Consider the following 13,023-nt stretch of genomic DNA (forward strand, 5'->3'; position numbering starts at 1 on the left):
ATACTACAAAGCAATCTTCAGGACTTCCATAATATCCTCACGGCTTACTGGTGGAATACATTTCAACATTCCGTCATTTCCAAAGCTTACCTTTACAACTCCATCTACGATAAGTGGAAGATCTTCTTCTGAAATATTTACTTCACGTAGTGTCTGAGGAACATTTATACCACTCAAGAAATTCTTGAATTTTAATATACCTTCTTTAATCACCTCTTCTGAAGACTTTCCTTCAACATTTACCTGCATTACATTCTTGGCAAAACGATAATAACGTTCAGGGCGGCGTGAATACATGTATTCCATCCAGGCAGGCATAAGAATAGCCAGAGATGCCCCATGCTGAACCCTGTGACGTGAAGTAAGAACATGACCTACCTGATGTATTGGCGTCCAGGCATCACCTGGCGATGCCCAGCCATTAATACCGCAAGTTGCCGCCCATTGCAAATGTGAACGTGCAGAGATGTCAGATGGATTTTCAAGTACTTTACCTATATTATCTATGACTGTACGCATAACGCCTTCCTGGAAATAATGTTGAAGATCACTGTCCTCTTCTCCATTGATATATATTTCCAATACATGTGATATAGTATCAGCTGCAGCGCATGCAGTCTGGAAAGGAGGTAAAGTAAGAGTCAATTCAGGATCAATTATAGAAGTTTTAGGGTATAGGCATGTACTCCATATATATGATTTCTCCTTCAATTCGGAGTTGCTTACTACTGCACAATTATTCATTTCACTTCCTGTAGCAGGCAAGGTAGGAATCATCATTGTAGGCAATGATTCTGTAGGCGGGACAGCATCAACATGGTCATGGCGGCTAAAGACCATATTCCATAGATCACCTTTATAGTAAACACCGGCTGCTATTGCTTTAGCAGCATCCATAGCACTACCACCACCAACACCAATAACTAGATCAATATTATTGGATTTACAAAATTCAGCTCCTTTTGCAATTGTCTGAATTTCCGGATTTGGTTCTGCTTCATAAAACGAGAAGACTTTCAAACCTGATTCTTTAAGCAAAGACTCAATTTTACAGATAAGCGGTTCCAGAAAGTTCAAATCCTTATAAGAAACAATACAAACTTTATTACCTAGCTTTTTAGCTTCTTCACCTATTTTCTTAAGTTCACCTGCACCGAACAATATTCTTACAGGATTATAATATTCAAAACTGTTCATAACATTAATTATTTATTCATTTCAGCTATATGGTTAACCAACTCTTCGAAACGCTTTTGGGAATATTCATATACACTCCTATTCTCTTCTTTAGGACTATAAACCTGCTCAATATGATGTAGTTCATCTATCTTTTCATAACCATTCCAGAGACCAACTCCATTAAATGCCAGTGCTGCAGCTCCAAGACTTGCCGCTTCCTGGTCTATAGAGGTTTTCTCTATTGCCATACCATATACATCTGCAAAAATCTGCATCCATATTGGACTCTTTGCTCCACCACCAACAATTAACATTCGTTCTATCCCTTCATCATAACGACACAATACATCAAGAGCCATACGTAAATTCATAGCTATACCTTCTTGTGTGGCACGAAGAATATCCGCACGGGTGTGTTCGAGTTTTAATCCTATAAAAGCACCTGTCATATTAGGTGTAGGCTCCATCATTGAACCTCCTGCCATACTTGGATTAAAAATAACACCATTAGCACCCGGAGCAGACTTTTCCACCAGTCTGTTTATTTCCTGATAGGAGTCAATCATATTATTTTGCTCTTTTTCCAGAAGGTCCTGACAGAACGTTTTCCTTACCCATTGTTGACTTAAACCTGCAGAAAATATACATGTAGCCGAAGCATACATACCACGTATAACATGGGCAAAAACATATGGCTTGTATTTAAAATCAATAACAGGCTTATCTGAAACCAATGCAATCCATGCTGATGAACCCAAAGAAGTATAGACTCTTCCATTAACAGTTCCTTTAGCTCCCAGAGCCATACAGGAATTATCTACACCTCCGCAAATAACTTTCACACCCGTAGGAATTCCTGTTTCCATTGATGCTTCATAGGTTATATCGCCAACAATGGCATCTGATGGGATTATTTCCGGAAAGATATTTCTTGATACACCTGCTGCATCCATATATTCTCCTACATAGTCCCATTTATGTAAAGAAAATGCGCCACAACCGGAAGCATATGAATAATCTGTACACAGACGTCCGGTAAAACGATAATTACAATAATCCTTTGTACCGATAACCTTATCTATCCTGTTATACATTTTCGGCTCATTATTCTTATACCACATAATCTTGAATAATGAGTAGCATGCAGCAGGAAAACCATTGCCTGTTTCCTCATACCAGGAACGATAGTCTACCTTACAGAAAAATTCTTCGGCCTCTTTAACAGCTCTCATATCAGACCAAATAGGAGTCTTTTCCCTCAACAAGCTACCATCTGAACCTATAGGAATAACCCCAAGACTATGACCGGAAATAGCCACAGCCCTTATATCATCAGGCAATAGCTTATCGGAAGCCAAAAGCCTGTGAGTAGACTCTACAAGCGCATTCCACCAATCTTCAGGAGCTTGCTCCTGGATACCTCCAGACTGATAATAAGTATCATATGCCACAAATTCGGAACATAGAATCCTGCCATCTACTGTTACAACAGATGACTTTATACCACCAGTTCCTAAATCGTATGCTATTACTACATCATTCATTATTTTCTCTATTGACACATTCTTGAATAATACTCAAAGCAGACTTGTAGCCGATTCCAAAACGTGAAACTCCTGCATTATACATTTCCTCTAGAGTTTCAAGAGTACGGACTCCTCCAGCTACCTTCAGTTTTATACGGTCCCCTACTGTACGTTTTATGATTTCAATATGATGCATATTTGTAGCTCCTGCCCATCCAGTTCCAGTCTTAACAAAATCAGCACCACCTTCAAGAACCAATGATGAAGCTTTTGCTATCTCCTCGTCAGTCAGCAATGCAGCTTCAATTATTACCTTTAGAGGTAATGGACTGACAGCACTCTTTACACTCTTTATATCTTCAAGAACATCATCATATAATCCTGATTTAAGTTTTCCGATATTCATCACCATATCTATTTCAGTACAGCCTTTATTTTTCAATTCTGCAGCCTGCCATACTTTACTTTCTGTAGTATCACCACCTGAAGGAAATCCTACTATACCTCCAACTCCAACACTTTCCGAACCTTCAAGGCCAGAAAATACGTAAGGCAACATAGAAGGCATAGAGAAAACACAAATGAAATTATACTTCTTGGCAATATCAACTATCTGATTGACTTCTACCAATGTTGATTCAGCCCGTACTGCACTGATATCTATCAGACGAGCTAGTTCTGATGATTTTAACTTAGTCATAATTCTATATTTAATAATGGATATTAGATTTTCTCTATTTAATAGAGAAGAAGAGGTATAATCCCCCCTTCTTCCTATGTTTCCTGTAACAATTTTTACCCAATAAGAACAAACGTCTATGAATTTAAACACTTCTAAAAAATGCTCTCACAAAATCTTATATTATGTATTTGATGCAAATGTAGAAGTTACAGCAAAATATTTTTTTTTATTTTCTACCAAACTCTTTCAATATTCAACCGATATATTAAAATTGGTTTTTATGCGACATTTTGGTAATATAATACAAATTATATGGTAGTTTTTTTACTTATAATTCAAATTAACAACCATATCATAGATAAATAGCTCCTAACATCAAAAGAGGAAAGGATATATATCCAATTCCTCTTCAATAAATATTTCCAACAACTTTTTACCTTTACGAATAAACATCTATGAGCCTAAACATCTCAACCTATTCAATTAATAACCTTATTTTTTATGGAACAAATGTAACTGATAAACCTTAATCACATTTTTTATTTTCTACCAATATCTTTCAATTTTGAACCGTTTTGCCGAACCAAGTGATTACATCCTTAACATAGGACCGATTTGATAATATATTACAATATAATGGTAGAAATTTTACATTTAATATTCAGCTATGAGAGTAGTTTTGTTTAAAACTTAATACTAAAATATATGAGCTATACATTAAAAAGAAAAGCAATCTATCTGTGTATTATTATTTTGTCAATTCTATTCTGTAACACAGCCATGGCTGGATTATACAGGAGAAACATTTGTGAGAACTGGGTATTCAAACAAGCAAGACTTAACAAATGGTATAAGGCTACCGTTCCGGGTGTAGTACATACAGACCTGATGGCAAATGGTATTATTGATGATCCATTCTACAGACTGAACGAACGAACCGTTCAATGGATTGACAAAGAAGACTGGATTTATGAAACAACTATTATCGGAGAAGATGAAGTCATTGACAAAGATATGCAAAGACTTGTTTTTAAAGGACTGGACACATACGCTGATGTATTCTTAAACGATTCTTTAATACTTTCAACAAATAATATGTTTCGTGAATGGACTGCTGACGTAAAAGGATTATTAAAAAACGGTGAAAACAAACTGAGAGTATATTTCCATTCTCCTATAAAAATTGATATGCCAAAGTGGGAATCACTTCCATACCAGCTCAGGTCTGACAATGATCAGTCCGAGAACGGAGGTCTTCTGAACAGGAAAATAGGAATATTTGCCAGAAAGGCAGGATATCATTACGGTTGGGACTGGGGACCTCGCCTAGTTACTTCGGGGATATGGCGTCCCATATACCTTGAAGCATGGAATGATATAAAGGTTGAAGATGTACATATTATACAGAAAAACGTAACATCGGAATGTGCAGACATTTCTACAACTGTAGATATTCTATCTACAGAAGATTTTTACGGAGCAGATATATCCATAAAGGCAGATGGAATTGTCATGGCAAAAAAAATTGTAGACCTCAAAAAAGGGCTTAACAGGTTCTCTCTTGATTACAGGATAGAGAATCCTAAACTTTGGTGGACGAACGGTCTCGGTGAAGCATATTTGTATAAGTTCGACACTTCCGTGACACTGGGAAACAATGTTTCAGACAGTGTAAGCCATAACATAGGCATACGTTCGCTGAATATGATAGCCCGAAAAGACAAGTTTGGTACGTCACTGTACTTTGAGCTGAATGGAGTACCTGTTTTCATGAAAGGGGCCAACTATATACCCGGCGACAGTTTTCTGCCAAGAATCACGAAAGAAAAATACGAGAAAGAAATATTGGATGCAAAGAACGCCAATATGAATATGCTCCGTGTCTGGGGTGGAGGAATCTATGAAGACGATTCATTTTATGATTTCTGCGACAAGCACGGTATATTGGTATGGCAGGATTTTATGTTTGCCTGTGCCCTCTACCCTTCCGATGAAGCATTTATTGAAAACGTAAGGCAGGAAGCCATATACAATGTAAGACGTTTAAGGAATCATCCCAGCATTGCCCTATGGTGCGGCAACAATGAGATAATAGACGCATGGTACGGATGGGGCTGGAAAAAGGAATACGAATCCATGGGAAACGGTTACTCCGGGAAATTATGGAATGATCTGTACAACCTATATTTCAATGTACTGCCTAAGGTAGTAGAAGAATATGGAGGAGGTATAGGATACAGAGGCTCATCACCATTGGCTTATCCGGACAAAAGATCTGACGGAATAAACGGAGACTCACATTATTGGGGTGTATGGCATGGCAATCATCCGATTTCCCAATATAATACAGAACGTAGCCGTTTCTTCTCGGAGTACGGATTCCAATCATTTCCTGAATTTGAATCCGTAATGGAGTATGCACCATTAAAAGAAGACCACAGCATAGAATCGGAAGTGATGATGTCGCATCAGCGTGGAGGAACAAACGCAAATAGTAAGATAAAGGAATATATACTGAAATATTATAATGCACCTAAAGACTTCGAAAGTTTTCTATATGTTGGTTCGATTCTTCAGGGTGATGCTATAAAAACAGCTATGGAAGCCCATAGAAGAGATATGCCTTACTGCATGGGGTCATTATTTTGGCAGCATAATGACTGCTGGCCTGTAGCTTCATGGTCAGGCAGAGACTACTACGGACGTTGGAAAGCACAGCATTATTTCGCAAGAAAGGCCTATGACATGATTCTGGTATCTCCTATCATAAGCGAAGATAACCTTACTGTACATATCGTTTCTGACTTACTGGAATCTGTAAAGGGAAGGTTCTCACTAAAAGTCATGGACATGGACGGGAATATTATCAGAAACAGTTCTAAGTACATAAGTACTCCTAAAAATGGTTCCAAACTAATCCTTAAAAAGAATATAAATGATTTATTGGATAAAAATTCCAAACAGGATGTCATTATTCTTGCAGAGTTCTCCACACCGGAGAAAACATACTCCAATATCGTATATGCTGTAGAACAAAAAGATTTAAATCTGAAAAAAGTGGATATAGACTGGACAGCTAAAAGAACTAAGGACGGATATATCATATCCATTAAATCGAACAAATTTGCAAGAGGGGTATTTCTATCAATACCAGGTAAGGAACACTTTTTTGAGGATAATTATTTTGACTTATTACCCAACAGAATGACAAAAATAACAGTCAAAACAAACATTTCTCAAAACGAACTGAACAATCTGCTGGAGATAAAATCATTAATAGACAGTTATAATTATTAACACTATAAACGCCTAGAAATAAACAGCTATCCCTTCCATCAAAGATAAATTCCAATCCTGCTTTGCCAGCCGCATTTATTCCTTTTTTCAGGAGAATTTTCTTTATGGCTAACGCCATGAAAATTCACCTGAAAAAGAATGCGGCGGCAAACGGATTAGAATTAAAGGAAAGATTACAGGGATTAACTGCGACCGACGTGACGCATAGCCGTAAATCAAAGGCGGCTATCCTTATATTCTATATATGGCCTCATAAATACTGTAAAAATCCACCTTCCCAAATAACAAAACATAGACTGCTTATCAAATCCCGAAATAAGACAGGGATTTCAACTCCCTCCGATCTGCATAGTCTGGTGGCTTCGCTATGCTTTTATTCCAACTCTTCCTATTTCTTTTCATCCTTTTTTTCTGCTGTTTCTACGTTCTTTCCTATCTCCGATATGACATCTGATGACACCTGATGATATCTAACGCCATCCGTTTGTAAATCAAATGTTTACTCAATTTATCATCTTACATTTGGACTGTGAAACAAATCAAGTAGTCACTCAAAACAAAAGATTATGGCACAAGAAAACAGTCCTGACAAGGAAAAAAGGCAAAGCCGGACAAAGAAACCGGAAAAGCCTTATGTGGAACAAATTGACGAACTTCTGCTGGTACATAACAAGAATGACCCAAAGGGTGTTTTGGGAGTAATCAGCAAGGCGGACGAGAAAGGCAATTATCAGACGGTTGCACTGGAGGAGAAGAACGAGAACTCATTTTTGAAATTCGACAAGAATTCGAGTATTCTCGAAAACTTCATCAAGAATTTTTGGAGCCAGCTGAAGGAGCCTACGCATTTCAGGCTTATCCGCATGACCTTCAACGATTACAAGCAGAACAAACAGGCTCTCAAGGACCTGGCTGAAGGCAAGAAAACAGACTCGGTAAAGGAATTTCTGAAACGCTATGAAATCGTACCGAAGGCAAACAATCAGAAAAACAGTCAAATAAAAGAGGAGGAAACAACAATGGCAAAGAAGCAGGAACAGACAACGCAGGCTCAGCCTGAACAGGTATCACAGGTGGAAGCTGCCGCACAGGGGCGCGAACAGCAGGAACCGCAAGGCCAGCAGACACCAACTTACCGCTACAACGAGAACATGATCAACTGGGAGGAATTGGGCAAGTTCGGTATATCCAAAGAAATGCTGGAGCAGTCCGGACAGCTTGACAGCATGCTGAAAGGATACAAGACCAACAGAACTATGCCGCTGACGCTCAACATTCCTGGGGTACTGACCGCAAAGCTTGATGCACGCCTTTCATTCATATCCAACGGTGGGCAGGTTATGCTGGGTATCCACGGTATCAGAAAGGAACCTGAACTGGACCGTCCTTATTTCGGGCATATCTTCACGGAAGAGGACAAGAAGAACCTGCGTGAAAGCGGGAACATGGGACGCGTGGCTGACCTTAACCTACGTGGCAACACGACAGAGCCGTGTCTGATTTCCATCGACAAGAATACCAACGAACTGGTAGCCGTACGACAGGAGCATGTCTATATTCCGAATGAAATCAAAGGTGTGACTTTGACTCCGGATGAAATTCAGAAACTGAAAAACGGTGAACAGATATTCGTGGATGGCATGAAATCCAATCAAGGCAAGGAATTCAATGCCAATCTGCAATACAATGCGGAAAGAAGAGGCATCGAATTTATTTTCCCGAAAGACCAGGCTTTCAACCAGCAGACGCTTGGCGGTGTACCGCTTTCCCCCATGCAGCTCAAAGCGTTAAACGAAGGCCACACCATCCTTGTAGAGGATATGAAACGAAAGAACGGCGAACTGTTTTCCTCCTTCGTTACCATGGATAAGGTAACAGGCGGTCTCCAATATACACGCCACAATCCGGAAACGGGAGAAATCTACATACCGAAGGAAATCTGTTCGGTACAACTCACACCGGAAGACAAGGAAGCGTTACGCAAAGGGCAGCCCATCTATCTTGAGAACATGATCAACCGTAAAGGTGAGGAATTCTCGTCATTCGTCAAGCTGGACCTGGCAAGCGGAAGACCACAGTATTCCAGAACTCCGGACGGTTTCAACGAACGACAGGCACCTACCATCCCGGCTGAGGTTTACGGACACCTGCTTTCGGCACAGGAAAGAGCAAATCTTCAGGACGGAAAGGCCATCCTTGTAACGGGTATGAAAGGTCCCAACGGCAAACCGTTCGATTCCTATCTGAAAGTAAACGCAAACACCGGACAGCTGCAATATTTCCAGGAAAATCCGGATGTACGCCGCAATACCTCACAGCGTGCTTCACAGACTGACAATACCCAGCAGCAGGAACAGAAGAAGGGAGCAAAACAGGCTGTCTGACCTGAACGGGATTCAAATCATTCAAATCATCAATTACTAAAAAAGGAAAGAACATGAACAAGACCAATCATCATATCTACAAGGCTGAACAAATCGACTGGGAGAAACTGGAATCGGTAGGTATCAGCAGATTGCAAATTGAAAAGGACGGAAACATGGACCTGCTCCTTCAGGGAAAGGAAACCAATGTCATGTCCATTAAAATCAAGACTCCTGTATTTTCACTGACCATGGATGCCACACTCAGTCTGATTGAAGACGAGAATGGAAATCCGGTCATCAGCGTAAACGGTATCAACCCTTCAGGTGAATAAATAAGAATCCATAATGTATCATCTCTCTTTCCATACGGACTTACCGTATGGAAAGATATAAAAACAGAATTTATCATGATTGCCATATTAACAGACAAGCCAAGTGTAGGAAAAGAAATCGGAAGAATCATCGGTGCAACCAGAGTAAGAAACGGATATGTGGAAGGAAACGGCTACATGGTTACGTGGACTTTCGGGAACATGCTGTCACTGGCCATGCCGAAGGACTACGGAACTCAAAAATTGGAACGGAATGATTTTCCTTTCATCCCGTCCGAATTTGAACTGATGGTACGTCATACACGCACCGAGAACGGATGGATACCGGAGATTGATGCCGTGCTCCAGCTTAAAGTAATCGAGAGGGTGTTTCAGGCATGTGACACCATCATTGCGGCTACCGATGCCAGCCGTGACGGGGAAATGACATTCCGCTATGTCTATCAATACCTGAACTGTACACAGCCTTGCTTCCGTCTGTGGATTTCCTCTCTTACTGACGAGTCTGTACGTCAAGGCATGGAAAATCTAAAACCGGACAGTTGTTACGACAGCCTGTTCCTTGCTGCCGACAGCCGCAACAAGGCGGACTGGATTCTCGGAATCAACGCCAGCTATGCCATGTGTAAGGCGACGGGACTCGGCAACAATTCCCTCGGACGGGTGCAGACACCGGTACTGGCTGCCATCAGCAGACGCTACCGTGAAAGGGAGAACCATATTTCATCGGACAGCTGGCCCATCTACATCAGCCTGCAAAAGGACGGCATCCTTTTCAAGATGCGCCGCACACAGGATCTTCCCGACAAAGAATCCGCTACAATGTTTTTCCAGGACTGCAAGCTGTCACATCAGGCACAGATTACAGGTATCAGCCACAGCGTTAAGGAAATACTTCCACCGGATCTGCTTGACCTGACACAACTTCAGAAGGAAGCGAACATCCGCTATGGTTATACCGCATCAGAGGTGTATGACATCGCACAGTCCCTTTATGAAAAGAAACTGATTTCCTATCCAAGGACTTCCAGCCGTTATCTGACGGAGGATGTGTTTGACTCGCTTCCACCAATCATGGCGCGTCTGCTATCATGGGAGCTGTTCCCTGCAGCTAAAGGAACTGGAGGTATTGACATATCCAATTTGTCCCGCCAAGTAATAAGCGCAGAAAAAGCCAATGTACATCATGCCATCATCATTACAGGTATCCGTCCCGGAAATCTGTCCGAAAAGGAAATGCAGGTTTACAGACTTGTAGCCGGAAGGATGCTTGAAACATTCATGGCTCCATGCCGCATAGAAACGACAAATGTTGAAGCGGTTTGTGCCGCACAGCATTTCAAGGCCGAACAAATAAGAATTATTGAAACTGGCTGGCATGATGTGTTCATGCGTTCCGACATGATCCCGACATCGGGATATTCCGTAAATGAACTCCCCGAAGTGGAGAAAGGTGATAGCCTGAATGTATGCGGATGCAACATGGTACACAAAAAAGAGCTGCCGGTAGATCCGTTCACGGATGCAGAACTGGTGGAATACATGGAGCTGAACGGACTGGGCACGGTATCCTCACGTACCAATATCATCCGTACACTGGTTAACCGTAAGTATATCCGTTATTCAGGGAAATATATTGTTCCGACCCCGAAAGGTATGTTCACCTACGAAACCATCCGTGGAAAGAGAATTGCGGATACTTCACTCACCGCAGACTGGGAAAAACAGCTGACCGGACTTGAAAGCGGAATGATAACCGGACAGGACTTCCTGAACAGGATCAGGACTCTCACCAAGGAAATGACTGATGACATTTTCAATACCTATTCCACAAAAGAAGAATAACATCTATACCTAAGCAACCAGGAGAATGCAGGCCGGAAGGTCTGCATTTTTTTGTAACCGTACAGAAAAGAATCTGTTTTTCCGCTTTTAAGCGGCAAAGGTCTTGGATTGCCTACCTTTTGCCGCAAGGCTGCCCTCAAGGGCTTGGCTGGACAGGAAAAAATCATCCTCGCTACGCTCCGGTATTTTTTCCTGCCAGGCCTTGCGCAAAAAGGCAATCCAAGAGGCCGGAGGCCTATAAAATCGGGAAAACACATCCCGATGGGATTATTCATTCATAAAATTAAGGATTATGAAACTACAGATTATCGAAAGTATCAGCAAGCATGCGGTAACCCTGGTACTGGTTATCGGAATACTTATGCTGACAGACAAAGGTATCATGCCTACCGGTATTATTGCAATGCTCCTGCTCACCGGAGGAATCATAGGATTTCTTTTCAGAGCTCTTCTACTGATTGTCAGGATAGCATTTATCTTTTTCATTGTCGGACTCCTGTTTTTCTAACCAATAAAACCAACAGATATGAAAACAAGTACATGTATATCTTCTGCTCCTGTCATGCCGGCTGTATGGCCACAGAGTGAACATATCAGACCGGTCAAAAGACGTCTGCCCAATACAGTTGATGAGCCTAAAAACATCGGCTACTATCTGGAATCGCTACGTGATATTTCCAGCAATCCGGACAGAGAGAATGTCCTGAAAGAATTCTTCAAGGAAACTTATGTATAACCATAAAATTTTTCAATTATGTTTTTTCAATCAATTTATCAGATGATTACAGCAGGTACGGATCTGAATATCAATATCCGTAAAGTGGACAACAGCCTGAGCGTAGCAGTCATACCAAGGCGGAACAGCCTGAAAGAGGATACACGGCAGAACATGGTGCCGCTGGTCGTAAACGGAACACCGGCAGAACTGGATATGGGCTTCCTGCAGACGATACTACAACCGATACAGAAGGTACAGGGACTGCTTGTCAATGCGGAAAATTTCGAGAAACAGGCAGAAAAGGCAACGGCACAGGCCAAATCATCCAAGGCTCCAACAGTACCGACCGAATCAAAGGAAGCCAGGGAAAAACGGGAAAAGATGGAAAAGCTCCTCAAGAAGGCTGATGATGCAACTGCCGCAAAAAGGTTCTCCGAAGCAATGACATGGCTGAAACAGGCACGGGTACTGGCTCCTTCAGAAAAACAGAAGGAGATTGACGAAAAGATGCAGGAAGTACAGAAACAGGCCAGTGCAGAAAGTCTGTTCGGTATGGCAGAGGAACCGGCACCGGTAATTCCACAACCACAAGGCAGCATAAACGGTCAGCCACAGCCCGGTATGCAAACAAGCATATTCCCGGAGCAGCAGACCCATATTATGAATCCTGAACCTGTCATGCAGCCTGCTCCACAACAGATTCCACAGGGAATGCCTCAACCGGTATATGGAACGAACGGAGCATATATCCAACCTGCTCCAAACCGCCCCGTAATGCAAGGAACAGGTATGCCACAAGGAGCTACAATGCAGCCCTATCCGCAGCAGCCGGCTTACCAGCCTGAGGCGGCTCCTTATCCACCACAACAGGTACGGCAGCCGACAAACGGCCATATACAGAACGGAAACGGACGGGAATACCAGACTGCACCGACAGCCCATGATACATTCTGCTTCGATCCGGAAGACGAGAATGACAGGGAACTTCTAAGAGAGGACCCGTATGCGGAATATCCGGATTTTCCGGCTGAGTACCGTATGAAGGACGAGGCACAGGTAGAAATGGTATACTGCTGAT

The 13,023-nt window shown here is 41.7% G+C and carries 11 protein-coding genes; 8 read left to right on the forward strand and 3 right to left on the reverse strand.

Annotated elements, in window-relative coordinates:
- Positions 1-3: 3 nt before the first annotated feature.
- Genes Q0486_RS07710 through deoC form a run of 3 tightly spaced genes read right to left on the reverse strand, consistent with a single transcriptional unit; the run spans position 4 to position 3,405 of the window.
- The gene (locus tag Q0486_RS07710; RefSeq protein WP_299231778.1) at positions 4-1,197 is read right to left on the reverse strand and encodes an iron-containing alcohol dehydrogenase; all 1,194 of its coding nucleotides are present in this window, start codon (positions 1,195-1,197) and stop codon (positions 4-6) included.
- 8 nt (positions 1,198-1,205) lie between these two features.
- The gene (locus Q0486_RS07715; protein WP_299231779.1) at positions 1,206-2,723 is read right to left on the reverse strand and encodes an FGGY-family carbohydrate kinase; all 1,518 of its coding nucleotides are present in this window, start codon (positions 2,721-2,723) and stop codon (positions 1,206-1,208) included.
- Complete coding sequence (gene deoC, locus Q0486_RS07720; protein ID WP_299231780.1) at positions 2,716-3,405, reverse strand: deoxyribose-phosphate aldolase; 690 nt, start codon at positions 3,403-3,405, stop codon at positions 2,716-2,718. Before deoC ends, Q0486_RS07715 begins: the two co-directional genes overlap by 8 nt.
- Positions 3,406-4,092: 687 nt before the next feature.
- On the opposite strand from deoC, the gene Q0486_RS07725 reads away from it, so the two are divergent.
- The 8 genes from Q0486_RS07725 (at position 4,093) to Q0486_RS07760 (ending at position 13,022) form a co-directional block, all read left to right on the forward strand.
- On the forward strand, positions 4,093-6,684 hold the full coding sequence (locus Q0486_RS07725) for a glycoside hydrolase family 2 protein (protein WP_299231782.1): 2,592 nt from the start codon (positions 4,093-4,095) through the stop codon (positions 6,682-6,684).
- A 116-nt stretch (positions 6,685-6,800) separates the two neighbouring features.
- Positions 6,801-7,148 (forward strand): hypothetical protein, encoded by a 348-nt coding sequence (locus tag Q0486_RS07730; RefSeq protein ID WP_299231784.1) that lies wholly within the window; start codon positions 6,801-6,803, stop codon positions 7,146-7,148.
- Between the two features lie 102 nt (positions 7,149-7,250).
- Positions 7,251-9,068, forward strand: a complete 1,818-nt coding sequence (locus Q0486_RS07735; protein ID WP_299231786.1) for a DUF3945 domain-containing protein — start codon at positions 7,251-7,253, stop codon at positions 9,066-9,068.
- A gap of 53 nt (positions 9,069-9,121) precedes the next feature.
- Positions 9,122-9,382, forward strand: a complete 261-nt coding sequence (locus tag Q0486_RS07740) for a DUF4099 domain-containing protein (protein WP_299231788.1) — start codon at positions 9,122-9,124, stop codon at positions 9,380-9,382.
- 75 nt (positions 9,383-9,457) lie between these two features.
- Positions 9,458-11,227, forward strand: a complete 1,770-nt coding sequence (locus tag Q0486_RS07745; RefSeq protein ID WP_299231790.1) for a DNA topoisomerase — start codon at positions 9,458-9,460, stop codon at positions 11,225-11,227.
- A gap of 292 nt (positions 11,228-11,519) precedes the next feature.
- Positions 11,520-11,735 (forward strand): hypothetical protein, encoded by a 216-nt coding sequence (locus Q0486_RS07750; protein WP_005776832.1) that lies wholly within the window; start codon positions 11,520-11,522, stop codon positions 11,733-11,735.
- A gap of 18 nt (positions 11,736-11,753) precedes the next feature.
- Positions 11,754-11,963: a hypothetical protein gene (locus tag Q0486_RS07755; protein WP_004294135.1), complete on the forward strand. Its 210-nt coding sequence runs from the start codon at positions 11,754-11,756 to the stop codon at positions 11,961-11,963.
- A gap of 18 nt (positions 11,964-11,981) precedes the next feature.
- Positions 11,982-13,022 (forward strand): PRTRC system protein E, encoded by a 1,041-nt coding sequence (locus Q0486_RS07760; RefSeq protein WP_299231793.1) that lies wholly within the window; start codon positions 11,982-11,984, stop codon positions 13,020-13,022.
- Position 13,023 lies beyond the last annotated feature (1 nt).

Source organism: uncultured Bacteroides sp., assembly GCF_937912035.1.
In the GTDB taxonomy this organism is placed as follows: domain Bacteria; phylum Bacteroidota; class Bacteroidia; order Bacteroidales; family Bacteroidaceae; genus Phocaeicola.